Annotated in this window: 24 protein-coding genes; 9 read left to right on the top strand and 15 right to left on the bottom strand. The window is 69.5% G+C overall.

Annotated features, from left to right (window positions below; genetic code table 11):
- Positions 1-650: 650 nt before the first annotated feature.
- The 3 genes from BBK82_RS23925 to polA all read right to left on the bottom strand — a co-directional run bounded on the left by BBK82_RS23925 (position 651) and on the right by polA (position 5,236).
- Positions 651-1,286 (bottom strand): SecDF P1 head subdomain-containing protein, encoded by a 636-nt coding sequence (locus tag BBK82_RS23925; protein WP_065917001.1) that lies wholly within the window; start codon positions 1,284-1,286, stop codon positions 651-653.
- A 48-nt stretch (positions 1,287-1,334) separates the two neighbouring features.
- Positions 1,335-2,486, bottom strand: a complete 1,152-nt coding sequence (locus tag BBK82_RS23920; protein WP_065917000.1) for a glycosyltransferase — start codon at positions 2,484-2,486, stop codon at positions 1,335-1,337.
- Positions 2,487-2,611: 125 nt separating this feature from the next.
- Positions 2,612-5,236, bottom strand: coding sequence for a DNA polymerase I (gene polA, locus BBK82_RS23915; RefSeq protein ID WP_237048419.1), 2,625 nt, complete (start codon positions 5,234-5,236; stop codon positions 2,612-2,614).
- A 153-nt stretch (positions 5,237-5,389) separates the two neighbouring features.
- Between polA and BBK82_RS23910 the strand changes: the two genes are divergently transcribed.
- Together BBK82_RS23910 and BBK82_RS23905 are read left to right on the top strand one after the other, a co-directional pair.
- On the top strand, positions 5,390-5,749 hold the full coding sequence (locus BBK82_RS23910; RefSeq protein ID WP_083268859.1) for a hotdog fold thioesterase: 360 nt from the start codon (positions 5,390-5,392) through the stop codon (positions 5,747-5,749).
- A 106-nt stretch (positions 5,750-5,855) separates the two neighbouring features.
- Entirely contained in the window at positions 5,856-7,028 is a 1,173-nt protein-coding gene (locus tag BBK82_RS23905) for an alpha/beta hydrolase family protein (RefSeq protein WP_065916998.1), read from the top strand.
- 53 nt (positions 7,029-7,081) lie between these two features.
- Here the strand turns inward: BBK82_RS23905 and BBK82_RS23900 are convergent, their stop codons facing one another.
- The 5 genes from BBK82_RS23900 to BBK82_RS23880 all read right to left on the bottom strand — a co-directional run bounded on the left by BBK82_RS23900 (position 7,082) and on the right by BBK82_RS23880 (position 12,522).
- Entirely contained in the window at positions 7,082-7,798 is a 717-nt protein-coding gene (locus tag BBK82_RS23900; protein ID WP_065916997.1) for an ABC transporter ATP-binding protein, read from the bottom strand.
- Positions 7,795-8,601: an ABC transporter ATP-binding protein gene (locus BBK82_RS23895; protein WP_249762087.1), complete on the bottom strand. Its 807-nt coding sequence runs from the start codon at positions 8,599-8,601 to the stop codon at positions 7,795-7,797. Before BBK82_RS23895 ends, BBK82_RS23900 begins: the two co-directional genes overlap by 4 nt.
- Positions 8,598-10,307 carry a branched-chain amino acid ABC transporter permease gene (locus tag BBK82_RS23890; protein ID WP_065916996.1) on the bottom strand — a complete coding sequence of 570 codons (1,710 nt, stop codon included), beginning with the start codon at positions 10,305-10,307 and terminating at the stop codon, positions 8,598-8,600. Before BBK82_RS23890 ends, BBK82_RS23895 begins: the two co-directional genes overlap by 4 nt.
- Complete coding sequence (locus BBK82_RS23885; RefSeq protein ID WP_065916995.1) at positions 10,304-11,218, bottom strand: branched-chain amino acid ABC transporter permease; 915 nt, start codon at positions 11,216-11,218, stop codon at positions 10,304-10,306. The genes BBK82_RS23890 and BBK82_RS23885 overlap by 4 nt, the downstream gene beginning before the upstream one ends.
- Positions 11,219-11,295: 77 nt before the next feature.
- Positions 11,296-12,522, bottom strand: a complete 1,227-nt coding sequence (locus tag BBK82_RS23880) for a branched-chain amino acid ABC transporter substrate-binding protein (RefSeq protein WP_237048339.1) — start codon at positions 12,520-12,522, stop codon at positions 11,296-11,298.
- A 225-nt stretch (positions 12,523-12,747) separates the two neighbouring features.
- Here BBK82_RS23880 and BBK82_RS23875 point away from each other — a divergent pair, with 225 nt between their 5' ends.
- Entirely contained in the window at positions 12,748-14,376 is a 1,629-nt protein-coding gene (locus tag BBK82_RS23875) for a hypothetical protein (RefSeq protein ID WP_154697457.1), read from the top strand.
- Here BBK82_RS23875 and BBK82_RS23870 read toward each other — a convergent pair.
- The 4 genes from BBK82_RS23870 to BBK82_RS23855 form a co-directional block, all read right to left on the bottom strand.
- Complete coding sequence (locus BBK82_RS23870; protein WP_065916992.1) at positions 14,357-14,968, bottom strand: ANTAR domain-containing response regulator; 612 nt, start codon at positions 14,966-14,968, stop codon at positions 14,357-14,359. The genes BBK82_RS23875 and BBK82_RS23870 overlap by 20 nt on opposite strands.
- Before the next feature lie 42 nt (positions 14,969-15,010).
- Entirely contained in the window at positions 15,011-15,829 is an 819-nt protein-coding gene (locus BBK82_RS23865; RefSeq protein WP_065916991.1) for a hypothetical protein, read from the bottom strand.
- Positions 15,830-16,027: 198 nt separating this feature from the next.
- Positions 16,028-16,630 (bottom strand): signal protein, encoded by a 603-nt coding sequence (locus tag BBK82_RS23860; RefSeq protein WP_154697456.1) that lies wholly within the window; start codon positions 16,628-16,630, stop codon positions 16,028-16,030.
- A complete protein-coding gene (locus tag BBK82_RS23855; protein ID WP_065921304.1) occupies positions 16,627-16,980 on the bottom strand; it encodes a PLDc N-terminal domain-containing protein in 354 nt (117 codons plus the stop codon). Before BBK82_RS23855 ends, BBK82_RS23860 begins: the two co-directional genes overlap by 4 nt.
- Before the next feature lie 251 nt (positions 16,981-17,231).
- Here BBK82_RS23855 and BBK82_RS23850 point away from each other — a divergent pair, with 251 nt between their 5' ends.
- Complete coding sequence (locus BBK82_RS23850) at positions 17,232-18,812, top strand: thiamine pyrophosphate-binding protein (protein WP_065916990.1); 1,581 nt, start codon at positions 17,232-17,234, stop codon at positions 18,810-18,812.
- 36 nt (positions 18,813-18,848) lie between these two features.
- On the top strand, positions 18,849-19,334 hold the full coding sequence (locus BBK82_RS23845) for a mycothiol transferase (RefSeq protein ID WP_065916989.1): 486 nt from the start codon (positions 18,849-18,851) through the stop codon (positions 19,332-19,334).
- A 33-nt stretch (positions 19,335-19,367) separates the two neighbouring features.
- Here the strand turns inward: BBK82_RS23845 and BBK82_RS23840 are convergent, their stop codons facing one another.
- Genes BBK82_RS23840 through BBK82_RS23830 form a run of 3 tightly spaced genes read right to left on the bottom strand, consistent with a single transcriptional unit; the run spans position 19,368 to position 21,563 of the window.
- A complete protein-coding gene (locus BBK82_RS23840; RefSeq protein WP_065916988.1) occupies positions 19,368-19,901 on the bottom strand; it encodes a PH domain-containing protein in 534 nt (177 codons plus the stop codon).
- Positions 19,898-20,638, bottom strand: a complete 741-nt coding sequence (locus BBK82_RS23835) for a HEAT repeat domain-containing protein (RefSeq protein WP_065916987.1) — start codon at positions 20,636-20,638, stop codon at positions 19,898-19,900. Before BBK82_RS23835 ends, BBK82_RS23840 begins: the two co-directional genes overlap by 4 nt.
- A 7-nt stretch (positions 20,639-20,645) precedes the next feature.
- Entirely contained in the window at positions 20,646-21,563 is a 918-nt protein-coding gene (locus tag BBK82_RS23830; protein ID WP_065916986.1) for a LysR family transcriptional regulator, read from the bottom strand.
- 81 nt (positions 21,564-21,644) lie between these two features.
- On the opposite strand from BBK82_RS23830, the gene BBK82_RS23825 reads away from it, so the two are divergent.
- From BBK82_RS23825 to BBK82_RS23810, 4 genes are all read left to right on the top strand, one after another.
- Positions 21,645-23,129 carry an aldehyde dehydrogenase family protein gene (locus BBK82_RS23825; RefSeq protein WP_065916985.1) on the top strand — a complete coding sequence of 495 codons (1,485 nt, stop codon included), beginning with the start codon at positions 21,645-21,647 and terminating at the stop codon, positions 23,127-23,129.
- A gap of 359 nt (positions 23,130-23,488) precedes the next feature.
- On the top strand, positions 23,489-24,658 hold the full coding sequence (locus tag BBK82_RS23820) for an NAD(P)/FAD-dependent oxidoreductase (RefSeq protein WP_065916984.1): 1,170 nt from the start codon (positions 23,489-23,491) through the stop codon (positions 24,656-24,658).
- A 27-nt stretch (positions 24,659-24,685) separates the two neighbouring features.
- Positions 24,686-25,810, top strand: coding sequence for a Glu/Leu/Phe/Val family dehydrogenase (locus BBK82_RS23815; RefSeq protein ID WP_065916983.1), 1,125 nt, complete (start codon positions 24,686-24,688; stop codon positions 25,808-25,810).
- On the top strand, positions 25,807-26,886 hold the full coding sequence (locus BBK82_RS23810) for a CaiB/BaiF CoA transferase family protein (RefSeq protein ID WP_065916982.1): 1,080 nt from the start codon (positions 25,807-25,809) through the stop codon (positions 26,884-26,886). The genes BBK82_RS23815 and BBK82_RS23810 overlap by 4 nt, the downstream gene beginning before the upstream one ends.
- Position 26,887 lies beyond the last annotated feature (1 nt).

Below are 26,887 nucleotides of genomic sequence, written 5' to 3'. Positions count from 1 at the left end.
TGGGGCTTGGCTCCAGCACGGCGCCGACGGCGAGCGCCGATGCTCGCGGCTTCGGCTCGGTGGTGACTGTCGACCCGTCGAGGCCAGCGTTGGAAAATCTTGCGGCCCCTGTCCCGCTGCAAATCCGTCGCGCCAGGCTTTCGCCGCTGGGCCCCCGCCGCAGGGCCGTGCCGCTGATTCCACGCTGCCGGGTCCCGCCGCTGGGTTCCACGCCGCGAAATCCCACGCCCAGCCCCCGGCGCGAAGCCCCGCGCCTCAAAATCCGCCGCATCCGCCGCCGCGGAGTCATCACGCCGCGAAGCCTCACGGCAGGGACGTTGCATCCGCAGGAGACGGTGCGCGGGCAGGGCACAGCAGCGACGCGAGTTGCGGAGACGTGAGTCGCTTGGTCTCTGGACGGCAGACCGAGCCGCCGGAGTGCCTTGTGCGACGCTCAGCGGCGACACAAAGGTGAGATAGACCCCTGTGCTGCAACGTTTCCGCGCGCCCGCCCGCTCGAATTGCCTCGGGCCACGGTCAAAACGTCGTCGATCGCGGCCGCTGCCCCGGCGACCCCGTGGGGACCACCAAGGCGGCCGGAGGATCGATCTTCCCCGCGCACCAACACGAGCGTGCGCTGCAGACGACCCTTCGACCGCAGGCTGCGCCGGTCAGCTGCCGTTGAGTTGCGCGGCGAGTTGGTCGGCTTGGTCCTTGGTGAGGCGGCCGGCGATGTTGACGACGCCGCCTGGGATTGCGGACTGGATGGTGGGGGCGCTGAGCACGCGGCCGTTGACGAGGATGGCGATGCGGCTGCCGATGTTGGCGGCGGTGAAGTCGCCGAAGGTTTTGGCGCCTTGTGGGTCGAACTCGATGGTGACGGTGTGGTGGCCGGTGCTGTTGGGGTCGGGGTTGGCGGTGGCTTTCATGATGCGGTCGCCGTCGAGGAAGACCGGGCCCAGGTCGTAGCGGAACTCGCCGGCGTCGCAGGTGACGAGGGGGAGGTTTCTGTCGTCGTGGCCGAGGAGGGGGTCGCGGGCGGTGCAGTCGAAGGTTTCGAGGAGGTGTTTGCGGGCGGCGGGGTCGGTGGGTTGGCGGACGGCTTTGGCTTCGGTGACGGCCGGGTTGTCGGCGTCGTGTTGGGGGACCGGGTAGCTGGTGGGTGACTGGGCGGTCGGGACGGCTTCGCCCTCGACCTTGCGGAAGGTCAGCGGGCCGGAGAGGAAGGGGTCCTTGGACGGCGTTCCGGGCTCTGGGGTCGTGCAGGCGGTGGCGAGCAGGAGCAGGGCCAGGGCGAGGATCCTCATGTTGTTGGGATAGCACGGTGGCGGCGGTGGGGGTGGTGGTTTGCCGGATCACAACGCCATCAGGCGCGTGGCGGCTCGGTGGGCGCCGTCGGTGCGGATGTGGGGGCTGATCTTGGTGGCTTGTGGGGAGAGGGTCAGGGTTTCGGCGAGGGTGTCCGGGGTCGGTGGGCCGGAGCGGCCGATGTCGAGGCGTTCGACCTGGGCGGCCCAGTAGTACTGGTCGTACATGTGGGGCAGGACGAGTTGGGGGACGCCTGCCGCGGCGGCGGTTGTGGTGGTGCCGGCGCCGCCGTGGTGGATGACGGCGGCGACGCGGCGGAACAGGGACTGATGGTTGACCTCGTCGATCGTGATGTGGTCGGGGGTGGTGTCGGCGGGGGTGAGGTCGGCCCAGCCTCGTTGCAGGACAAGGCGTTTGCCGAGGAGACGGGCGGCGTGGACTACGTCGGTGACGATGTGCGGGGTGGTGCGGGACATGCTGCCGAGGCCGAGGTAGAGGGGTGGTTCGCCGTTGTCGAGGAACGCTTGCAGGTCGGGGGCGAGTGGGCGGGAGTCGGGTAGCAGCCAGGCGCCGGTGTGGACGAGGTCGCCGGGGCCCGGCCACGGGCTGAGGAGTGGGTCGGCGGCGAGCCACGGGGTGTCGCTGAAGATGTGGTCGCGGATGTCGTCGACGGGTGGGAGGTCGAGTTTCGCGCGTTCGGCGTTCACGGTGTCGCGGGAAAAATCGAAGAGGGAGCGTTGTTGTTCCCAGTGCGCGAGGTTTTCCTGTGGGGTTCCGTTGGTGAAGACGTTGCCCAGCAAAGCGGGTGGCGCGTGGTGAGGTGAAGGCAAGGTGTTCGCGCAGAAGCTCGCGTACACGTAGTGCGCGCCGATGCTTTCGGCGACGGAACGGGTGGCGTGTTGCAACGCGCCGCCTGCGACCAGGACGTCGGCGCCGGCGGCGGCAGCGGTCAACACCGCGAACTGGTCGCGCACGCTCTGTTCGGCCAATGCCTTGAGCTGCGAGGGATCGACGTCGGCGGCGCGACGCAGCACAGGGCCGACCGGGACGAAGTGGATGCCGTTGCCGGTCACCAGGTCGGCGAAGTCGGGAGGCGCGACGACGGTGACGTCGTTGCCGAGGTCGCGCAGCCGCACGGCCAGGGCGGTCACGGGTTGTGCCTCGCCGCGGGAACCGATCGTGGACACCAGAAAGCGCATGATGGATTTCCCCTCACAATTCGCTGGTAGGCCACGAATTGTGAGGGGAACCCCGGGTCTTGCGGCAAGTCCCCCGGTGCGTTATAAGTTCCAGTGGGGAGAGTGCCCGGTGGAACTCGCGGTGACTAGTGCGCTGCGTCGTCCCACGAGCGGCCGACGCCCACGGAGACCTCCAGCGGGACCTGCAGCTGGTAGGCGTTGCCCATCTGGTCGCGGACCAGGGCCTCGACCGCCTCGCGCTCGCCGTCGGCGATCTCCAGGACCAGTTCGTCGTGGACCTGCAGCAGCATGCGGGAACGCAGGCCGGACGACTCCAGGGCGCGGAAGACGCCGAGCATCGCGACCTTGATGATGTCGGCGGCGCTGCCCTGGATCGGCGCGTTGAGGGCCATGCGTTCGGCCATCTCGCGGCGCTGGCGGTTGTCGGAGTTGAGGTCCGGCAGGTAGCGGCGGCGGCCGAGGACGGTCTCGGTGTAGCCGTCCTTGCGGGCCTTCTCCACGATCTCGTTGAGGTAGTCGCGCACGCCGCCGAAGCGGGAGAAGTACGCCTCCATCTGCTCGCGCGCCTCCTCGGTCGGGATGCGGAGCTGCTGCGAGAGGCCGAACACCGACAGGCCGTAGGCGAGGCCGTACGACATGGCCTTGATGCGGCGGCGCATCTCGCCCGTCACCTCGGAGGTGGGGATCGAGAACGCCTGCGACGCCACGTAGGTGTGCAGGTCCTCGCCGGAGTTGAACGCCGCGATCAGGCCCTCGTCGCCGGACAGCGTGGCCATGATCCGCATCTCGATCTGGCTGTAGTCCGCGGTCATCAGCTCCGCGTAGCCCTCGCCGACGACGAACGCCTGGCGGATGCGGCGGCCCTCGTCGGTGCGGATCGGGATGTTCTGCAGGTTCGGGTCCGTCGAGGACAGCCGGCCGGTCGCGGCGATCGTCTGGTGGAACGTCGTGTGGATGCGGCCGTCGTCGGCCACCGACTTCAGCAGGCCGTCCACAGTGGACTTCAGGCGGGTGACGTCGCGGTGGGACAGCAGGTGCTGCAGGAACGGGTGCTCGGTCTGCTCGAACAGGTTCTGCAGCGCGTCGGCGTCCGTGGTGTAGCCGGTCTTGGTCTTCTTCGTCTTCGGCATCTTCAGCTCGTCGAACAGGACCGTCTGCAGCTGCTTGGGGCTGCCGAGGTTGATCTCCTTGCCGATCACCGAGTACGCGTCCTGCGCCGCCTGCTTCACGCCGGCGGCGAAGTGCGCCTCCAGCTCCGACAGGTGCTCGACGTCGATCGCGATGCCGATGGCCTCGACGTCGTCCAGCACGTTCATCAGCGGCAGCTCGAGGTTCGCGAGCAGGTCGGCGCCGCCGATCGTGACCAGCTCCTCGTCGAGGCGGTCGGCGAGCTCGGCCACGGCACGCGCGCGCAGGATCGCACCGGTCGCGATCTTCTGCGCCTCCTCCGACTCGTCGGAGAGCAGTGACAGCTGGCCGTCGCCGGACTCCTCGGCCCGCAGCTCGCGCTTGAGGTAGCGCAGCGCCAGGTCGTCGAGCGCGAACGAACGCTGGCCGGGACGCACCAGGTAGGCGGCGAGTGCCGTGTCCGAGGTGAGGCCGCGCAGCTTCCACCCGCGGGCGCGCACGCGGCGCAGCGGCAGCTTCAGGTCGTGGCCCGCCTTGGCGACGCTCTCGTCGGACAGCCAGGCGGCCAGTGCCTGCTCGTCGGCCTCGTTCAGCTCCGTGACGTCGACGTAGCCGCCCTCACCGTCGGCCGTGCACAGCGCGACGCCGTCCAGGTCGGTCGTGATGCGCAGGGCGACACCGACCCGCGTCTTGCGCGCGTTGTCGTCGAGCCACTTCGCGAGCGTGCCGGCGGGGATCGCTCCACCGGAGACCTCGAAGCCCTCCTCGGCCTCGGGTTCCGCGGTGGTCAGCGTCTGGAACAGCCGGTCGCGCAGGACGCGGAACTCCAGCTCGTCGAACAGGCGGTGCACCGCGTCGCGGTCCCACTGCTGCACCTCGAGGCCGTCGATCGTGTACGGCAGCTCGACGTCCTTGATCAGCTCCGTGAGCTGGCGGTTCATGATGATGTTCGCCAGGTTGCCGCGCAGCGCCTCGCCGACCTTGCCCGGCACCTCGTCGATGCGGTCGACCAGCTCGTTCAGCCCGCCGAACTGGTTGAGCAGCTTGATGATCGTCTTCGGGCCCACGCCGGGCGTGTTCGGCAGGTTGTCCGACGAGTCGCCGCGCACCGCCGCGTAGTCCGCGTACTGGTCGGGCCGCACGCCGTGCTTCTCCTCGACGTAGGCGGGCGTGAAGCGGCCCATCTCGGAGACGCCCTTGACCGGGTACAACACCGTGACCTTGTCGTTGACCAGCTGGAACGCGTCGCGGTCGCCGGTGACGATCTCCACCTCGATCCCCTGCGCCACGGCCTGCGTGGTCAGGGTCGCGATGATGTCGTCCGCCTCGTAGTTCTCCTTGTCCATCGTGGGGATGCTGAGCGTGGCCAGCACGTCCTTGATCAGGGAGACCTGGCTGCGGAACTCGTCCGGCGTCGAGGAGCGACCGGCCTTGTACTCGGGGTACTGCTCGGAGCGGAACGTCTTGCGGGACACGTCGAACGCCACCGCGACGTGCGTGGGCTGCTCGTCGCGCAAGATGTTGATCAACATGGACGTGAAGCCGTACACGGCGTTCGTGACCTGGCCCGTCTTCGTCACGAAGTTCTCGGCGGGCAGGGCGTAGAACGCTCGGTAGGCCATCGAGTGACCGTCGATGAGCAGGAGCCGCTTCACGTCTGAGTGAGTCACGAGCCCGAGTCTAGGGTGGGGGTCTGACAGTTTCGCTTGAGCCCTGGAGCGCACGTGACCGGCGACCTGCCCACCGAGTACGCAGACGAGCAGTTGCACACCCGCATGGGCATAGAAATCACCCGATGGGATGTCCAGGAGATGGTCGGCACGATGCCGGTCAAGGGCAACCGCCAGCCGTTCGGCCTCCTGCACGGCGGCGCGAACGCGGTGCTCGCCGAGCTGCTCGGTTCCGTCGGTGCCACGATGCACGCCGCGTCGTTCGGCTCCGTCGCGCTAGGACTCGAGCTGTCGTGCACCCACCACCGGGCGGCGCGTGAAGGCCTGGTCACCGGCGTGGCGCGGCCCATCCACCTCGGCCGGTCGACCGCGACCTACGAGATCGTCGTCTCCGACGAGGAGGGCAACCGCACCTGCACGGCGCGCCTCACGTGCATCATCCGTCCCAAGGCACCGGGCGCCTGAGCACTGGATCCTCGGGCACTGGGTCTTCGGGCGCTGGGGAGAACCCCACCTCGACTCGGCGGCCCACCCCACTGTGCCCGGCCGGCGGAGCCGACATCGTCGGGTCATGACATCGACACGGATCGCGGCGGCCGCGATGTGCGCACTCGCGGCCGCCGCACTGGTCCCGGCCACGGCCTCGGCCTCCCAGCAGACCCGCGGGTCCGTCGTGGCCGTCCACCCGGTGTCCACCATGGACGTTCAGCAGGTGGGCACGTACCTGCGCCACTGGGGACTGGACGCTTCCCGCGTCCGGTTCGGAGTGGACGCGAAGCAGGTCATCTACCGCACGGTCGACGCACACGGTGTGCCGACCACGGCCAGCTCGCTGGTCGTGGTGCCGCGCAACGACGACAGGTCACCGCGCCAGGTCACCTGGCTGCACGGCACCACCGCCTACCGCGGCTCGGTCGCGTCGGTGAGGGACGGCAACGACCGGGCGGCAGCCGTGCTGTTCGCCGCGGCCGGCCACCTGACCACGGCACCGGACTACCTGGGCCTGGGCGCCGGTCCCGGCCCGCACCCGTACGTCGACGCGCCCTCGACCGTCACGGCGTCGGTGGACGCGTTGCGCGCGACCGGGGAGCTCGCCGCGCAGCAGGGCCGCCGCCCCGACCGCCGGGTGTTCGTCACCGGTCACTCCCAGGGCGGTCACGCCACCATGGCACTCGGCCAGGCGCTCCAGCGGGGCGCCGACCAGCGGTTGCGGCTCGGTGGCCTGGCACCGGTCGCCGGGCCGATGAAGCCCAGCCTGCTCGTGGCGAAGGGGGCGAACGACGAGATCGCCAACAGCGTCGCGTACCTGGCGTACTGGACGGTGGCCTGGAACCGGGTCCACCACCTCTACGACGACCCGGCCGAGGCCTTCCGGGATCCCTCGATCGTGCGGCTCTTCGACGGCGAGCACCGCAACGAGGACATCTTCCCCCACCTGCCCCGCACGGTCGCCGAGCTGTTCACCGAGTCCTACCTGGCGCGCGTGAAGCACCCGACCGGGGTGCTGCGGGCGAAGCTGGACGAGGCGGACCGCTACTGCGACTGGCGGCCGCGGGTCCCGGTGACGATCTACTCCTCGACCGGCGACCGGGACACGCTGATCGAGACCTCCGAGTACTGCGACGAGCGGCTGGAACGGCACCACGCCAGGAGCACCCTCGTCGACCTCGGCGCCGGCGTGGACCACGCCGGGGTGCCGAAGCTGGCCCTGCCGCGGATCCTCGCGGACCTCGACCGGCGGTAGAAACGCGAGAAGGGGCGGAGGCCCGAAAGCCTCCGCCCCTTCTCACCGGAACCTCAGTGCGCCTCGCCCAGGTACGCGTCGCGCACCCGCTGGTCGGCCAGCAGCTGGTGCCCCGGACCGTCCAAAGTGGTCCGTCCGAGGTCGATCACGTAACCGTGGTCCGACAACGCCAGAGCGGCCAGTGCGTTCTGCTCCACCAGGAGGATGGTGGTGCCGAGCGACTGGAGCTCCCTGATGGTGTCGAAGATGCGCTGGGTCATGATCGGCGAGAGACCCATGGAGGGCTCGTCGAGCATGAGCAGGCGCGGCTTGGACATCATCGCGCGGCCGATGGCGAGCATCTGCTGCTCACCGCCGGAGAAGAGGCCGGCCTTGCTGTGCCTGCGCTCACCCAGGACGGGGAACAGCTCGTAGACGCGGTCCATGTCGGCCTGCACGCCGTCGTCCTTGCGGACGTAGGCGCCGAGCTGGAGGTTCTCCTCCACGGTCATCCGCGGGAAGAGCCGCCTGCCCTCGGGCGAGTGCGAGATGCCCATGCCGAGGATGGAGTGCGCCGGCTCGTTGTGGATCGGCTTGCCCTGGAACAGGACCTCACCGGACGCCGGGCGCAGCAGACCCGAGATCGTGCGCAGGGTCGTGGTCTTGCCCGCACCGTTCGAGCCGATCAGCGACACGATCTGGCCGGCCTCGACCGTGAACGAGATGTCGCGGACGGCCTCGATCGCGCCGTAGGCGACCGAGAGGTTGCGGACTTCGAGCAGCGGGCTCATGCCTGCTCTCCCTTCGCGGCCTCGATGTCGTGCTCGACTTCCTCCGGCGGCTTGCCGAGGTAGGCCTCGACGACCCGCGGGTCCGCCCGCACGACCTCGGGGCTGCCTTCGACGAGCAGCTCGCCCTGCACGAGCACGGAAACCGAGTCGCACAGCCCGAAGATGAACTTGATGTCGTGCTCGATGACCACGACGGACACACCCGTGTCGCGGATGCGGAAGATCAGCTGCTGCGTCGCTTCCGTCTCCTGCGGGTTCATGCCCGCGGTGGGCTCGTCCAGCAGCAGCACGGCCGGGTCGGTGGCCAACGCGCGCGCGATCTCGAGACGGCGCTGGTCGCCGTACGGGAGGTTGCGCGCGAGCTCGTCCTCCGGGCCGCGCAGGCCCACGAAGTCCAGCAGCTCACGAGAACGCTCGCGGGCCGCCTTCTCGCCCCGTTGGTAGGCCGGGCCGTGGAACAGCGAGGCCAGCGGGCCCTGCTTCATCCGCACGTGCCGGCCGACCATGACGTTCTCCAGCACGGTCATGCTGGGGAACAGCCGGATGTTCTGGAACGTGCGGGCGAGGCCCGCGTCGGTCACCTGGGCCGGGTCGCCGGGCAGGACGTTGCCCTTGAGCAGCACCTGACCGGTCGTCGGCGTGTACAGACCCGTGAGGCAGTTGAAGAACGTCGTCTTCCCCGCGCCGTTCGGGCCAATCAGGCCGACGATCTTGCCCTCGTCGAGCGTCAACGTCACGTTCTTCAGCGCCTTGAGGCCACCGAAGACCATCGAGACGTCACGCGCCTCCAACACCGGCGTCACGCCTTCGCCTCCTTCGGCAGCTCGTCGACGTGGGTGCCGTCGACGTTCTCATCGGCCAGCTCCGCGCGCCGGTGCGCGTCGGGGATCAGGCCCTGCGGGCGGAACCGCATGATCAGCACCAGCGCGAGGCCGAAGATCATCAGGCGGTAGTCCTCGAAGTCGCGCAGCTTCTCGGGCAGCACGAACAGCAGCGCGGCACCGAGCACGGCGCCGGGGATCGACCCCATGCCGCCGAGGATGACCGCCGCGAGCAGCGTGACCGACTCGAGGAACTTGAACGACTCGTACGACACGGTGCCGTTCTTGTGCGCGAACACCGCGCCGGCCAGACCGGCCAGCATGGCGCCGATGAGGAACGCGAGGATCTTCATCTTGCCGGTGCGGATGCCCATCGCGCGGGCCGCGTCCTCGTCCTCGCGGATCGCGATCCAGGCGCGGCCGATCCGGCTGAACTTGAGGTTCGCGAACACCGCCATCGTCGCCGCGACCAGCAGCACGATCAGCACGTAGTAGAGGACACCGGCCGGCAGCTTCACCGAGCCGAGCGACAGCTCCTTGTTGAACTCCGTCCCGAACAGCGACAGCTGCGGGATGCCGGGGATCGCGTTGGAGCCGTTGGTCATGCCGCCGATGTCGTTCTGCGCGGAGCGGGTGAAGATCTCACCGAACGCCAGCGTCACGATCGCCAGGTAGTCACCGCGCACGCGCAGCGTCGGCGAACCGACGATGGCGCCGAAGATGCCCGCGACGATCGCGGCGATGACCGCGGCCACCGGGAACGGCAGGTCGATGCCGAAGTTCGCGGCGGCGGCACCGGAGAAGTTCGCCGCGACGAGCGCGCCGATGCCCATGAACGCCACGTACCCGAGGTCGAGCAGACCGGCGAGACCGACGACGATGTTCAGGCCGATCGCGGTGGCGGCGTAGATGCCGATGTTCGCCGCGACGGTCATCCAGTACTCGTTGCCGGCTTCGGTGAACGGCAGCAGCAGCGCGCACGCCAGCAGCACGATCACGCTGAACACGCGGTGCTCTTCGGACAGGTGCGAGATCCACCTGGTGTAGCCGATGCCGTTCAGCGCCGCGAGCAGACCGCCGGCGAAACCGAGGAACGACAGGAAGATCGCGCCCGCGTACGGGTTGCCCGCGCCGACGCCACCGGTGGTGAGCATCGCGGCCACGGCGTAGAGCACCGCGCCGAACGACACCAGCAGCACCAGGTAGGCGAGCGGGGTGCTGAGCTTGATCTTCCAGTTGCCGGGCGGCTCGATGCCGATGCCGTAGCCGGCCAGGATCACGAGCACACCGGCGACGACGCCGGCGATGCTGCCGAACGCCACCACGTCCTTGTACGCGGTGATGGCACCGAAACCGCCGCCCTTGACGACGAGGTAGATGCCGTTGATCGCGGCCACCGACACGACGCCCCAGCCCAGGGCGCGCACGACGCGGCCCTTCGAGGGGGTCGGCGCGAAGGCCGCGACGAGCACGAGGACACCGAGCACCAGCATGTGCCAGCGGAAGCCGGTGACCGCGAAGGGCGCGTCGAAGAACGGCAGCGTGGACTTGTCCGGCCAGTTGCCGTCGTTGAGCGGGAACGTGACCCACGGCAGCAGGGCCGCGACGATCGACAGCACACCGCCGACCGCGGCGAACGGCTTGCCCAGGGGTGCGAGAGCGGAACGCTTCTCGGCAGTCGTGGTCATGCGCGCACCCTTTCCGGCTCACCGAACAGACCCTGCGGGCGGAAGACGAGCACGAGGATCAGCACAACGAAGATCCACACGTAGTCGTACTGGGTACCGCCCGGCATGTACTGGCCGGCCAGGGTCTTGATCAGACCGATGATGAACGCGCCGATGACCGCGCCGCGGATGCTGCCGACACCGCCCAGCACGGCCGCCGTGAAGGCGAAGATGCCGTTCTGGAAGCCCATGTCGATGTTGATGTTGTTCAGGTAGCCGCCGAACATGACGCCGGCGACACCGGCGAGCACGGCGCCGAAGATGAACGTCAGCACGATCACGCGGTCGGGGTTGATGCCCATGAGCTTCGCGGTGTCGGGGTCCTGCGCGGTGGCGCGCATCGCCCGGCCCATGCGGGAGCGGTTGACGTAGGTCTGCAGACCGATCGACAGGCCGACCGAGAGCACGACGAGCAGCACGCCGGTCCACGGCACGCTGATGGTGCCGAGGGTGAGGTTCCCCGTGGGGAAGACCTTCGGGTAGGGCAGGTTGGACGTGGCGTCGGGGTACCAGACGCGCACGGCCTCCTGGAGGAACACCGAGACGCCGAGCGCCGTGATGAGCGGCGCGAGCCGGGGTGCGTTGCGCAGCGGCCGGTAGGCGAAGCGTTCCATGATCACGGCGACGACGACCGCGACCAGGATGCCGCCGAGGAACATCAGCGGCAGTGCCACGGCAGGCGACTTCTTGAGGTCGTCAGGAAGAAGCGTGAACGTGGCGAGTCCTCCGTACGAGGACACCATGAAGACCTCGCCGTGGGCGAAGTTGATCAGCTGGATGATGCCGTACACCATCGTGTACCCGAGGGCGATCAGGGCGATCAACGCGCCCTGCACGACCCCGTTCGCCAGCTGTTGGAGCAGGACTGACACGACTACCTCCGTAGACGGCGGGGGCGAGCAAACTTCGCCCGCCCCCGCCGCAGCTTCATTTGATGATCAGTAGTCGGTCAGCCCGTGTACTCGCCGGTCTGGACGTCGTCCCACTTGGTGCCGGCGACCTGGTAGACGGTCAGGACCTTGTTGGTGCTGTCGCCGTACTGGTCGAACTTGACCTCACCGGTGGCGCCGGAGCCGCTGTAGGAACCGACGTTGGTCAGCATGGCGTCGCGCTTGGCGTCGCCCCACTCGCCGCCCTCGACGGTCTTGGCCAGGGCACCGATGATCGCGTTCGCGGCGTCGTAGGAGAACGCACCGTAGGCGGCGTAGTCCTCCTTGCCGAACTTCTCCTTGTACGCGTTCACGAACGCCTTGGCGGTGTCCAGGGACTCGGTCGGCGCACCGACGGAGGTGGCGAGGTCGCCCTCCTTGCCGCCGAGGTCGATGAACTTCTGGTCGTAGATGCCGTCGCCGCCCATCAGCGGAACGTTCAGGCCACCGTCCTTGAGCTGCTTGGACAGCGGGCCGGCCGCCGGGTACTCACCGCCGTAGTAGACGGCCTCCGGGGCCAGGGCCTTGATCTTGGAGACGACACCGGAGAAGTCCGTGTCCTTCTCACCGATCGTCTCGTTGCCGACGATCGTGCCGCCCTTCTTGGCGACCTGCTTCGAGAACTCGTCGGCCAGACCCTTGCCGTAGGTCTTGCCGTCCGTGATGATCGCGATCTTCTTCTTGCCGGCCTTCTCGACCATGTAGTTGGCCGCGAACGGACCCTGCAGGTCGTCGGTCGCGCAGACGCGGAAGTAGTTGTCGAACTGCCGCTTCGGGGCGGTGAGGAACTCGTTGCCCCTGGTCAGCGACGGGTTGGTGTTCGCGGGCGAGACCTGCGGGATCTTCTTGCCCTGCAGGATGGGCTGCACCGTCTGGGCGACCGACGAGTTCAGCGTGCCGACGACGCCGACGACGTTCGGGTCGGTCGACAGCTTGGTGGCCGCCTGGGCGCCCTTGGCCGGGTTCGCCTCGTCGTCCTGGGCCGACACCTGGAGCTTGTAGCCCTTGACGGTGCACTTCTTGTTGGCCTCGTCCACGGCGAGCTCCGCGGACTGCTTGATGCCGATACCGAGAGCCGACAGGTTTCCGGACAGCGGAGCGACGACGCCGACGGTCAGCGTGCCCTTCGACGTGTCGCAGCTGCCCCCGGTGCCGCCCGCTTCGGTCTTGTCATTAGTGCCACAGGCCGCGACGACGAGCAGCGTGGCGCCGACGATCGCTGCGGACTTCACAAGGTGCTTACGCACGTGAGTCCCTCCTCTATCCGTGCTCACTGCGATGGCGAGATCTCCGCGCATCGCTCCACGCCCCTCTGCTGAGGGATGGCCGGACCCTAGGCGCTGACTGTGACCGCAGTCATCAACGCCAATGGGCTCGTGACCATAACGCAACTCGGCGTTATGTTTTGTTTAAGGAAAGTCACACAAAGTAACCCTCGTTCACTCTTTGGACCGCTGCCATAACCTCGGCATATGACTCCCCGTCGTCGTTTGGTCGCGGCCATCGCGGCCGCAGGGGTGCTGACCTCGGCGGTCCTGGTGTTGCGCGACCCCGGCCCGGAGCCTCAAAACCCCAGCTCGGGGCCAGTCCGGTTGACGAGCTTCGCCGCCGAGTACATCAAGCCGGCGCCTCGTTCAGGGCCGATTTCGCCACCGTCCTCCGTCTGGAGCAGCGACGGACGCGTCCAATGGGCGCCGGTGCCGGGCGCGGCGGGCTACGAGGTGTTCGGCAGGGTGGTCTCGTCGCCGGAAGTGGCCGGAACGGGCACACCGGACGTGCGGGCGGTCGACGCGTTCGGGCAGCGGTCGTTGCCGGCGCGGGCCGAGGTACGCGCAGGTGACGACGGGGCGTGGCGGCAGCGGGTGCTCGGGTTCCTGGAGGAGTTCGACGACTCGCGGGTGGAGCGGACCGTCCACCTCAGCGGGCGGCGCGGGTGCGTGACCCCGTCCATCGGCTCCGGCCGGCTCGTGGTCGACGTGCCGTGCGGCGACGGCACGGCCGTGATGCGCCCGCGGGTGCCGTTGGTGCTCGACGACGCCGATGAGCTCGGGCGTGTCGCGGTGGTGACGTCGGCGGCGGGACCGCGCGGCAGGCTCGTGGTCGACCTCGTACCCGGTACGCCTGATCTCGCCGGTCCGGTGCCACCGGCCGATGCGATCCGAGTGGTGGTGGACGACTCCGTGGCGGGCACACGGGGCGCGGGCGTGCTGCACCGGTTCGAGGTGGTGCTGACGCGTGACGGCGTGCGGGTGCTGCAGGACGGCGTGGAGATCTCGCGGTCGGCAGCGGTGCCGAAGTGGCGGCAGGCGAGCGTGCTGGTCGGTGTGACCGCTCCCCCGGGCCGGCCGGGACGGGTGGAGGTCGACACCATCGGGATCTCCGGCGGGTTGCAGCCGGTCGAGGAGGTCACCGAGACGCCCGTCGTGGCGGGCACATTGCGCGTGTTGGAGCCGGAGGAGGAGGCGCCGGGTATCGGCGTGGCGCGCACACCGTTGCGCAACGCGTCTTCGGCCCGGCTGCGCGCCACGGTCCGGTTGGGCGACGGCGGTGACGTGAACGGCCTGGTCGCGCAGCTGGGTCCGGCGCGGATCCCGTTGCGTCCGGTCACCGAGAGCTGGTCGGGCGCGCAGGACGCCGAGCTGACCGTGGCCGGGGACGTGCCGGCTGAGCTGCTCGGACCCGGCGAGGCGCTGTCGCCGTTCGTGCTGCGCATGCCGGGCGCGTCGCAGGCCCAGGTGCTGGAGAGCTACCTGGAGGTGCCGGGCGAGTCCCAGGTGAAGCTCCCGAACGCCCCGGAGCCCCCTCCGCCCGCTTTGCCCGTAATGACTGCTGAGTTCGTCGGTGTGACCCCGAACGAGGCCACGCTCGTCGTCACCCTCGACGGCAGCGCGACGCCGTCAGTGGCGCCCGTGGCGGGCTTTGAGGTGCATGTCGATCAACAGCACGCGGCGACGGTGGCCATGCCGGGCGGTGTCGGTGGCCGGCACGAGTTGCTCGTCTCGTTGAAAGGCGGCCACAACGTCGAAGTCCGCCTGCGCCCCGAGGATCCGGGGCGGCAGACGGACTCGATCTGGCTGGAGCTCAGCCGAAGTTCTCGATGACGGCCTCGGCGACGGCCTTCATCGTCGTGCGGCGGTCCATCGCGGTGCGCTGCACCCAGCGGAACGCCTCCGGCTCGCTCAGACCCTGCTTGGTCATGAGGATGCCCTTGGCCCGTTCCACGACCTTGCGGGTCTCGAGCCGCTCGGTCAGACCGGCGACCTCCTGCTCCAGCGCCGCGAGCTCGGTGAACCGGCTGATCGCCAGCTCGATCGCGGGCACCAGGTCCCGCTTCGCGAACGGCTTGACCAGGTAGGCCATCGCACCCGCGTCACGGGCCCGCTCGACCAGCTCGCGCTGGCTGAACGCGGTGAGGATCACGACCGGGGCGATCCGGTTGCCCGCGATGTGCTGCGCCGCCTCGATCCCGTCGACCTTGGGCATCTTGACGTCCAGGATCACCAGGTCGGGGTTGAGCTCGGTCGCGAGCTTGATGGCCTCTTCACCATCGGCGGCCTCACCCGCCACGTCGTAGCCCTCCTCGCGGAGCATCTCCACCAGGTCGAGGCGGATCAGCGCCTCGTCCTCGGCGACGAGCACGCGGGGGGCCTTGCGCGTGGCTTCGGACTGGGCCTCGGCAGCCTGCTGGGTCACCGGGGTCCTCCTGACGATCGTTCCTGCGGGCGAAAGGGCAGTCTAGCGGCGCTCGGTCTCCTGATCGGGCTCACCAGCCGTGACGGCAGACACGAACTCCTCCGGCCACGGGTAGGTGCGCATCGCCCGGTCGACGTCCTCGGCGGGCGCCTCACTGCGTTGCAACGAGATGTCGTGGCGGGTGCCGAACCTCGGGTCGGCGAGCTTCGCCCTGATGTCGCTCTCGGACGGACCTCCCGGCCACTCGACGAACCAGCCGTTGCCCAACGGGAGTGCACGGAGCCAGCACGCGTCATGCCACAGGTGTACCCGGCGCAGAAGTGCGCTCCCAGTGGCCGCTTTCGCCACCTCGTCCTCCACACCGCCGCCGTCGGTGTACTCGACGCCGCGGAACTCGTGCATCCAGCGCACGTACCGCATGCCCTGGTCCCACGCGTCCTGGTCGACCCCGATGAGCACCACCGACGCGTCCCCGGCGGTCAGCTCGGCGGACCGCCGGTGCTGCCGGTGGGTCAGACCCGCGACACCCATGCCGTACCCGCCCTCGGTGCGCGGCAGGAGCTCGAACAGCAACGGCCCCAACGCACGCGGCGCGAGGTGGAGCTTGACGACGTCCCCCGGTTCCACCGTGCGGAACACGTGGGTGGGCGTGGTGATGCTCGCCGGCGGCATGAGCTGCACGACGCTGGCCGCGGTGCACGCCGCGAGCAGCACCTTGGCCTCCAGCTGCTGCTGGGCCTCGGTGGCCGCGTCGGGCAACGGCTCCCCGTCGCGCACGGCCGGAACCGCCTGCGACAGGTTCTCGCCGGTGTAGGTGCGCCGCAGATCGGCGAGCTGGTCCGTGATGGACAGACGTGCCATGACAGCAGTCCTCGTTTCCGCCGCCCGGCTCGGCCGACAAGGACGCATGTGCACGCGTCTACGTGGTCAGTTCGCGGTTCGTGAGCAGGAGTTGCTGAACCCTGCGACGGACTCCGCCCACTGCCGGGAGGGCGGCTCCAGCCTCACGTCTGCTCGGACGCCACTGACCACGTTACTCCACCGGCGCACCTGAATTTCTCAGTCCGCTCCGATGATCAGCGTGTACTTCACGTCCACGGTCACACCCGCCGCCGTGCCGCGGATCTGCACCTCGTGCTCACCGGAACCGGGCGAGCCGACCCACGCGTAGAGCCCGCAGCCGACGGCGTCGACCCGTCCGACCGGCCTCCTGTACGGGTTGCCGGCGCGCGCCTCGTAGGTGAACGGCGTCCCGGACACCTTGGTGAGCGGCTGCGTCGCCCCGTCGACCAGCACCTCGCCCCGCGCGTTCTTCATGAACGCCTCGCACTCGGCGGCGCTGCCGGCCAGGTTGACCGCGGGCACCAGCAACGGCTTGTCGGCGGGCACCCGGCACTGCCGCTCGACCGGCGCACCACCGATCGCGCCGGCCAGCAACCACACCTCGACGGGCTGGTCCCGCATGCAGAACCGCCCGGACGTGTCGGTCACCGGGTTGGTGGTCGAGGGCTGCGTCGCCCAGGTCCACCAGCGCGCCTGGAAATCCGCCGGCGCGAGCTTGTCCGATGTGGACGCTGTGGACGACGTAGGAGGCGCGGCCGTCCGCACCTCGGCTCCGCAACCGGCCAGCAGAACAACCAAGAACAGAAGGGCTTTCCTCACTGGTTCTCGCGTCCCTTGCGTCGTTGTTCCTCCGCACGCTCACGGCAGCGCTTCAGGAACTCCTCGTCGTCATTCGGGCTCGTGGCCGCGAACCGGCCGGGCCGGTCGTACTCGGGAAAGGCAGGAGTGTGCCGTTCGTGAGCGGCCAGGCGCGCACGTCCGGCCCCCACCGGACGCCCCGCCACCAGCCACGCGATCGAGCCGACCAACGGGAACAACAGGACGAGGAGAAGCCATCCGATCTTCGGCAGATTGCGAACGGAACCCTCGTCGGTGGTGATGACGTCCACGATCGCGAAGATCCACAGACACAACGTCACCACACCGATCAGCCCACCGAAGTACAGCATCTCCACCCCCAGGTCGTGCGGTCGCCGCACATCGTGGCACAAAAGGCCACGCGCCGAACATGTTTCACTGGTCAATCAAATTCACCGCAACAAGCCGCCCATTGGCGGCTGATGAAACTCGTTCACAATTTCTCGCCGCGAATTCGACCGGGTCCTTCACCAGCCGCAGAGGCATCGGGTGGATGGGGCTGAGCACCAGATCTGCTGCAAGCTCATTGCCCGGGAGGTAAGCCGGTCTTAGCGTCGGACGCATGCCCAAAGGTGCCGAGAGCCTGCTGACCACGTTGGCCGCGCACGACGTCGAGGTCGTCTTCGGCCTGCCCGGGGTGCACAACCTGGCCGTGTGGGAAGCCCTTCAGCACTCCGGCATCCGGATGGTCGGCGTGCGGCACGAGCAGACGGCCGTCTATGCGGCGGACGGTTATGCGCGGGCGACCGGCAAGGTCGGCGTCGCCGTTGTGACGACCGGGCCGGGTGCGGCGAACACGCTCGGTGCGACGGGTGAGGCGATGGCGTCCGGAAGTCCGGTGCTGGTGGTGGCCACGGACATTCCGAGCACGTTGCGGCGGCCGGGGATTCACCGCGGGGTGTTGCACGAGACGCGGGACCAGCGGGCGTTGTTCGGGCCGGTGACCAAGGCGGCGTTCGACGTGCCGGTGGCGGATGAACTGCCCGCGTATGTGGACCGTGCGGTGAAAGCTGCCGTGGAAGGTGCACAAGGGCCGGTGTACCTCGGGGTGCCGACCGACTTCCTGTCAGCGGAGGTGCCGGAGCATCGGGTGACTGCGGCCGAGGAGAGGGCCGAGGTCCCTGATGTGGCCGCGGCGCTCGAACTCATCGACAACGCCGAGCGGCCGTTGCTCTGGGTCGGCGGCGGGGCTGCGCGGGCGGGTGCGGGACCGGCGATCGATTCGTTGAACGACAAGCTGAACGCGCCGATCGTCACCACGTACGGCGCGCGTGGGATCAGCGGTCATCCGGGAGTCGTCAGAGGGCCGGTGCACGCGCCGCCCGTCGGGGCGTTGTGGGACGACGCGGACCTGGTGATCGCGATCGGGACGGACTTCGACGGCATGATGACGCAGAACTGGTTGCAGCCCGCGCCGCGGAAGCTGGTGGCGGTCAACATCGACGAGGCCGAGCTGTCGAAGAACTACCCGGCGGATGTGGGATTGCTCGGCGACGCGCGGCACGTTGTGGCGGCGCTGGCGGAGAAGGTCGCGCCGAAGCAGGCGGCCGTGGACGTCGAGCAGGTCAACGCGGCCGTGCGGGAGCTGGTTCGGGAGGACTCGCCCGAGGCCGCCGCGTTCCTCGGTGCGCTGGAAGGGCAGGACGCCACGATCGTCGCCGACATGTGCATCCCCGGCTACTGGATCGGCGGGTTCCACCACGTCCGCAAGCCGCGGGGGCTCGCGTACCCGGTCGGCTGGGGCACGCTCGGGTTCGGCTTTCCCGCGGCGATCGGGGCGGCGGTGCACGGGCGGACGATCGCGGTGGTGGGTGACGGCGGGTTCCTGTTCGCGTGCGGGGACCTGGCGACGTTGAGGCAGGAGAGCCTGCCGTTGACCGTCGTGGTGGTGGACGACGGCGGCTACGGGATGCTGCGCTACGACCAGCAGGTCGCCGGGCACACGATCACCGGCGTCGACCTCACCCGGCCCGACTTCGCGAAGCTCGCGGAGAGCTTCGGCGTCCCGGCGGTCACGCTCGACGGGTTCGACGGGCTGGCACAGGCGCTGACGGTGCGGGGGCCCAACGTGGTCGTGGTCAACGCGCGCCTCAAGCCGCCGGTCACCACCTCACCGCGCTGGTACCGCAAACCCGCCAACTGATCATGGTCCGGTAGTACGGCCTGACAAACTCGCCGCATGACCCGAACCTGGCCCGAGAAGCTCGCCGCGGACGAAGGTGCACTCGCCTGGCAGTTCCTCGACTTCCTGCGCAAGACCGCCGTCCTGAAGGTCGACGGCCTGACCCGCGAGCAGGCGGCCGCCGCCCCGATCGCCACCTCGCCGGAGCTCACCGCGCTGGGGGTCCTCAAGCACCTGGTCGCCGTGGAGCGCTACTGGCTCGGGATCGCGGGCGCGGGCCTTGACCTGCCGTCGTTGTGGGAGGGCGACCCGGACCCGTCGTGGGACCTCGACCCGGCGGACACCCCGGAGTCGTTGATCGCGGCCTACCGTGCGGAGTGGACGACCGCGGACGCGCTGAATGAGCGTGCCCTGGACGCCGTCGCCGCGGACGGTGAACGCACCGTGCGGTGGATCCTGGCGCACGTGGCCCAGGAGACCGCGCGCCACGTCGGCCACCTGGACCTGCTGCGCGAGCTCGCCGACGGTCAGACCGGCGAGTGAGCACGGCCTGGTGACCGCGGCCCGGTCCTCCGGTCAGACCTGGGCCACTCCTGCCCACGCGACCAGCGACAGCAGTGCCGCCAGGCCCAGGAGGTGCCACGGGCGGAGGTCGAGCCGCCTGCTCGGCACACCACCGTCGGGCGGAGCGACCGGCCGGTGCCGTTCGAGATCTTCCCTCAGCTGCCGCTGCACCCGGCTGCCGCCGAGCGCGCTCGCGATGGAGAACGCCCCCGCGGCCGCCCTGACCCGCTCCCCCGTGCCGAGCACGAGCGTGACCTCCCTGGTCACCTCGACCTCCCGCAGCGCCGACCACGGCACCCAGTAGGCCCGGAACCAGTTCACGACCCGCACACCGGACTCGTAGACCCGCACAGCCGGGTGCGCGGAGACCATCCAGCAGAACCAGACCACCGGCGCCATCACCGCGACCAGCTCCAGCTGGTCCACGAAACCGATGCCCGGCAGCGGGTTCAGCAGCACGAGGGCCGTGCCGCCGGTCATGCCGGCGGCCACGACCCAGCCGAACACGCTGTCGAACCTCCTGCGCAGCACCGCTTTGGCCTTCACCCGGCCATTGTCGCCTCTCCCGGCCACAGCGGCGCCAACGGCGCCACCACACCGTCGAGCGCGTTGTCGACCACGGCACCCGCCAGCGGCATCAACGTCGCGCGCGACCACAGCAGGCGTTCCCGGAAGAGCGGCAGGGTCAACGCCGCCGCGGCCTGCTCGACCACCTCCTGCCGGTCGTGCTGCAGGCAGCGGACCAGCGCGTCCCCGGCCCGGTCGACCGCGACGCCGGACCGCGCGAGACGACGCACCGCGGCCGCCGCCTCGGTGCGGACCCACCACCGCGAGTCGCGCAGGCGTCCGACAACGTGCGGCACGGCCTGTGGATCAGCGGTGTCGCCCAACGCGCGCACGGCGATGTGCCGGCGCGTGCCGAGGAAATGCGTGACGTCCGGCGCGATGCGGTCGACCGGCCTGGCGTGCCTAAGTCTCGTGATGCCGTAAAGCCACACCCACGGACTGCGGTAGACCTCCTGCCCCAGCCACCTGCGGACCGGCCCGTCGGTCTCCTCGTAGAAGTGGTCGAGCGCGAACTTCGGATCACGGTCCGGATCCCGCTCCGCGAGCACCCGGCAGAGCACCGGACGCACCGGTCCCGCCTCGTCGAGCGTGCCGAGGATGATGTCCTCGACACCCGGTTCGTCGCTGTCGATCAGATGTCGGATGTGCGCACCCAGATCCGGTGTACCCCAGTCCCGGATCCCAGCAAGCGCCCCATCGCCGCTGAGTTCCCCCATTTCTCCATCATGGCGGAGTTATGTACTCACCCACAGCGTTTTCGCAGACCTGGTGGAGAGCGTTTACCGCGTCACGCAACAACGGGTTGGTATTCGCGGTGCGGTGGACAACGTGCACATGCCGCCACAACGGCGTGCTCCGCAACGGCATGGCGTGCGTGCCGCTCAGCGCCTTGTAGCCGAGTGCCGGCACGAGCGCGACACCGACACCCGCCGCGACGAGCGACTGCACGACCTCGTAGTCGTTGCTGCGGAAGGCGATCCGCGGCGCGAACCCCGCCGACGCGCACAACCTCGTCAGACACGTCGCCCCGGACGTGCCGTCCCGCGACGCGATCCAGCGCTCGTCCCTCAGGTCCTCCAGCCGGAGGGTGCTCTTCGCCGCCGGATGCCGCTCGGGGACCATCACCAGCAACGCCTCGTCGAGCAGCGGACGCACCGTCAGCTCCTCCGGCCACGTCCGCGGCACAAGGTCGTAGGCGTAGACCAGCGCCAGGTCGAGCTCACCGGTCAGCACCAGCGGCAGCACGTACTCCGGCTCGCCCTCGTCGAGCCGGATCTCGGCACCGGGCAGCTCGGCCGTGAGCCGGGCGAGCGCCCTCGGCACCACCCGCGACGACGCCGTCGGGAACGTCCCGATCCGCAGCCGCCCGCGCAGCCCCTGCACCATCGCCTTGACCTCGTGCTCGAAGCCGTCGAACGCGGCCAGCAGCTCCGCACCGCGGTCGGCGATGAGCAGCGCCGCCGACGCGGGCCGGATCGAGTGCGCCTCCCGCTCGAACAGGGTCACGCCCACCGCCCGCTCGAACGCCGAGATCTGCTGCGACACGGCCGACGACGTGTAGCCGAGCCGGCGAGCCGCCTCGGCGAACGACCCCGTCTTCACGACCTCGACGAGCGTGCGGAGATGGACCGGGTTGAGCACCAGAACAGCTTAGGCTCGACCTCGCGAGGTTTCGTTCTGCGACCTCTGGCGTTCTCGCGGGGCACCTACCAGGGTGGGGGGATGCCCTACGTCTCCACGAACCCGTCGAACACCTCCGACGTGGTCACCGAGATCGAGCTCGGGACCAGCCGCACCTTCGTCGACGCGGCGGAGCGCGCGAGGGCGGCACAGCGCGAGTGGGCTCGGGTGCCCGCCCCCGTGCGCGGTCAGGTCATCGGCAACATCGGCCGCCTGGTCGAGGCCAACGCGGAGCAGCTCGCCCAGCTCGTGACCCGCGAGATCGGCAAGCCGATCGGGGAGGCCCGCGGCGAGGTGCAGGAGATCGTGGACACCTGCAACTTCTTCGTCGGCGAGGGCCGCCGCCTCTACGGGCAGACCATCCCGTCGGAGATGCCCGACAAGCAGCTCTTCACCTTCCGCAACCCGGTCGGGGTGGCCGCCATCATCACCGCGGGCAACTTCCCCGTGGCGGTCCCGTCCTGGTACATCGTGCCCGCGCTGCTGTGCGGCAACTCGGTCGTCTGGAAGCCCGCCGAGTACTCGGCCGCCTCCGCCCAGGCCTTCTACGACGTGTTCCAGGCAGCAGGCATCCCCTCCGGTGTGTTCGAGATCGTCTTCGCGGACGGCTCGGAGACCTTCACCGGCCTCGAACAGGCCCTGCAGCGGGGTCTCGTCGACAAGGTCGGCTTCACCGGCTCCAGCGAGGTCGGCGTGCGCATCGGCGAGCTCTGCGGCCGCCACCTCCAGACGCCGTGCCTCGAGCTCGGCGGCAAGAACCCGATGGTCGTCACCGAGGACGCCGACCTGGACCTCGCCGTGCAAGGCGCGTTGTTCGCGGGCTTCGGCTCGGCCGGCCAGCGCTGCACCTCGCTCGGCACGGCGATCGTGCACGAGTCGGTGTACGACGAGTTCCTGACCCGCTTCACCGCGGCCGTGTCGGACGCCGTCGTCGGCCACCCGACCGGCGACGTGCTCTACGGACCGCTGCTGGACGAGAAGTTCGCGCTGGCGTACGAGAAGTACCTCGGCTGGATCGGCGAGCACCACACGGTGCACGGCCCGACCGGCCGCATCACCTCCTCCCATCCTCGTGGTGGGTTCACGGGCGAGGGCGGCCTCTTCTACCACCCCGCCGTCGTCTCCGGCGTGCGCCAGGACGACGAGCTGTTCCTGCAGGAGACGTTCGGTCCGATCGTGGGCGTCATGAAGTACTCGTCGTTCGACGAGGCCATCGAGCTCGGCAACAAGCCCGGCTACGGCCTCTCCTGCTCGATCTACACCACGGACCCCGACAAGGCCTTCCGCTTCCGTGCGGGCATCTCCGCCGGAATGGTGAGCGTCAACAACTCGACATCCGGGGCCGAAGCGCACCTGCCGTTCGGCGGCAACGGCAAGAGCGGCAACGGCTCCCGGCAGTCGGGTGTGTGGGTGCTCGACCAGTTCACCCGGTGGCAGTCCATGAACTGGGACTACTCGGGCACGCTGCAGAAAGCGCAGATGGACACGCTCGAGATCGAGGCAGACCTTGAGTTCCGGCTCCGCTGACGAAGCCGGCTCCACCAGGCGGCCCGGTGCTGCCGGGAGCCTGGCCGGTGCTGTCGCTGCCGGTGGCGGGACGTCTCGTGCCTCGGCGAGCCCGGCTCCCGCTGCACCGGTGCAGCGGGTGTCCCGCGACTCGCTCCGGCCGACGCTCCCGGGACCGGCGCGGTACCGCGCAAGGGGAGGCCTGCCTTGAGCTGCGCCTCGATCGACCACCACCGAACCGGTCCCGCGGCCGCCCACGGCGGGGCGGTCGGCGACTCGCCGAGGCCGCGCTCTGCGACACCTGCGCGGCGCCCCGGTGGCATGTCGCCGGGGGCGATGTCCGCTGTGCCGTCGCGGCACCACGAGATCGGAGGCCTGCCATGACACCCACCCCGGTGGAGCTCCCAACGCGGGCCGAGGTGGTCATCATCGGTGGCGGGGTGATCGGCACGTCCATTGCCTTCCACCTCGCCGAGGCGGGCGTCCGCGATGTCGTCGTCGTGGAGAGGGACGACCTGGGCTCCGGCTCCACCTGCAAGGCTGCAGGCGGGGTGCGCGCCCAGTTCTCCGACGAGCTCAACATCAGGCTCGGTGCTCGGTCTCTCGAAGCGTTCCAGCGCTTTCCGCAGCGGCCCGGGCAGGAGATCGATCTGCACCGGGTCGGCTACCTGTTCCTCCTCTCTTCCGCCGAACACGTGACGGCGTTCGAGCGCAACGTCGAACTGCAGAACTCCCTCGGCGTGCCGAGCCGAATGCTGTCGGTCGAGGAAGCCCGGCGGATGTCGCCATTGGTCGAAACGGACGGTCTGCTCGCGGCGACCTTCTCGCCGGAAGACGGACACTGCACGCCCGAGTCCGTCGTCCTCGGCTATGCCACCGCTGCCCGCCGGATGGGGGCCCGTTTCTGCACCAGAACTGCCGTGCGATCGATAGTAGGGGCCGGGTCCGACAGTTTTGACGTCGAAACCGGCCGCGGCCGGATTTCGACCGGCACCGTGGTCTGCGCGGCGGGTGCGTGGTCGCGGTCGATCGGCGAGATGGTGGGCGTTGACCTGCCGGTTTCTCCCCTGCGGCGGCAGGTCATGTTCACCGCGCCCATGCCGGAACTACTCGATCGGGTGGTTCCCTTCACCATCGACTTCGGCACCACCTTCTACTTCCACCGCGAGGGCCGCGGGCTGCTGTTCGGCATGTCCGACCCGGACGAGACGCCGGGGTTCGAGCTGGAGATGTCCGACGCGTGGCTGCCGCGCCTCACCGAGGCGATCGGCCGGCGTGCGCCCAGGCTGCTCGATGTCGGCGTGCGCAACGGGTGGGCCGGGCTGTACGAGGTGACGCCGGACCACAACGCGTTGATCGGCCAGGCGGCGAGCGCCGGCCGGTTCTTCTACGCCACCGGGTTCTCCGGGCACGGGTTCCTGCAGGGTCCCGCGGTCGGCGAGGTCGTGCGAGACCTCGTGCTGGACCGCGAGCCCTTCCTCGACGTGTCCAGTCTGGACGTCTCCAGGTTCGCGGCCGACCGGGCGCGGCCGGAGCTCAACTGCGTGTGAGACTCAACCGGGTGTGAGGGAAGTGCGATGGACGTTCTCCAGCTCATGGACGAGTGGGGGCCTGAGAAGGTCGTCGCGGTGTCGGACCGGCGCACCGGCATGAAGGGCGTGCTGGTCATCGACAACACCGCGCGCGGCATGGGCAAGGGCGGCACGCGGATGAGTCCCGGCGTGACGGTCGCGGAGATCGCGCGGCTGGCGCGGGTGATGACGTGGAAGTGGGCCGGGGTGGACCTCTTCTTCGGTGGCGCGAAGGCCGGCATCCGGTTCGATCCCGCTTCTCCCGGCAAGGAAGCGGCGCTGCGGGCCTTCGCGCGCAAGCTGTCGAACGAGGTGCCGCGCGAGTACGTGCTCGGGCTCGACATGGGCCTCACCGAACGGGACGCGGCGATCGTCCAGGACGAACTGTCGGACCGCGGCGCTATGATGGGCGCACCGGCTCAGCTCGGCGGCTTGCCGTACGACGAGCTGGGCGTCACCGGGTTCGGTGTGGCCGAGGTGGCGGACGAGCTGATGTCCCTGCGCGGCAAGAGGGTCGCGATCCAGGGCTTCGGCGCGGTGGGTGCAGCGGCAGCGAAGCGGTTCGCCGAACTGGGCGCGATCGTCGTTGCCGTCTCGTCGGTTCACGGCGCGGTGGTGGATGCCGATGGCCTTGATGTCGCACGGTTGTTGCGACTGCGTGCGGAGTTCGGCGACCTCGTGGTGCGGGAGTACGGGTCGGGTGCCGTCCAGGTGCTCGGCGCCGAGCTGCGGGTCCCGTGCGACGTGCTGGTGCCGGCGGCGTTGCAGGACGTCATCGGCGCCGATCTCGCGAAGGAGCTCGACACCGCGCTGGTGGTCGAGGGGGCGAACCTGCCCACTTCCGTTGCGGCACAAGAGGTGCTGGCCGCCCGCGGGATCACGGTGGTGCCGGACTTCATCGCGAACGCCGGTGGCGTGGTCGCGGCGGCGTTCGGGATGGACGCGCGGTACTCGCCGTTCCCGGTGAACCCCGCGACGGTGCTGGACGCGGTGTCGGCGAAGCTGCGCGCCAACGCGGCGCACGTGCTCGTCGAGGCGCGCAACCGGGGCACGACACCACATGTGGCCGCAAGAGAACTGGCACAGGACCGCGTGCTCGCGGCGATGAAGCTGCGGGGGCGGGTCGCATGAGCTCGCTCGAAGGGGTGGTGATCGCGGACTTCAGCAGGGTGCTGGCCGCACCCTACGCAACCATGGTGCTCGGTGACCTGGGCGCCGAGGTGATCAAGGTCGAACAGCCCGGCCGTGGTGACGAGACCCGTACGTGGGGGCCGCCGCACCACGAGGGCGAGGCCACGTACTTCTTGTCCGTCAACAGGAACAAGACGTCCGTGCAGATCGACCTGCGCACCGGGGCGGGCCGGGAGCAGGCGCGGGAGCTGATCGCGCGCGCCGATGTCGTGGTGGAGAACTTCAAGCCCGGCACGATGGAGAAGTTCGGGCTGGACCACGAGTCGCTGGGACGCGACGACCTGGTCTACTGCTCGATCTCCGGGTTCGGCTCCGGCAAGGGTGCCGACCTGCCCGGCTACGACCTGCTGGTGCAGGCCGTGGGTGGGTTGATGAGCGTGACCGGTGACGGCGCACCGGTGAAGACCGGTGTGGCGCTGGTCGACGTCCTGACCGGGTTGCACGCCTGCGTGGGCATCCTCGCGGCGCTGCGGCACCGCGAGCAGACCGGGCTCGGGCAGCGGGTCGAGCTCGACCTGTTGTCGGTGTTGTTGTCCAGCATGGTGAACCAGAGCGCGGGCTTCACGCTGGCCGGTTCGATCCCGGAGCCGATGGGCAACCGGCACCCGTCGATCGCGCCGTACGAGGTGTTCCCGACGGCCGACCAGCCGATCGTGCTCGCGGTGGGCAACGACCGGCAGTTCCGCCGGTTGTGCTCGGTGCTGGACGTGCCGGAGCTCGCGACCGATCCGCGGTTCGCGGCGAACCCCGACCGGGTGGCGCACGTGGACGCGTTGTTCGACGTGCTCGCACAACGGTTGCGGGCGCGCCCGGCCCAGCACTGGTTCGAGACCCTGACGCCGCTCGGCGTTCCGTGCGGTCCGGTCAACGACATCGCGCACGCGTTCGCGTTGGCCGAGTCGCTCGACCTGAACCCGACCGCGACGATCGACGGCATGACGCTCGTCGCGAACCCCATCCGCCTGTCGCGCACGCCGGTGAGCTACCGGCTGCGCCCACCGAAGCTGGAGCAGTGAA

Origin of the sequence: Lentzea guizhouensis (genome assembly GCF_001701025.1) — a bacterium.
GTDB classification, from domain to species: Bacteria; Actinomycetota; Actinomycetes; order Mycobacteriales; family Pseudonocardiaceae; genus Lentzea; species Lentzea guizhouensis.
The sequence above is the reverse complement of the archived record's forward strand: the minus strand, read 5'-3'. Positions and strand labels throughout refer to the sequence as shown.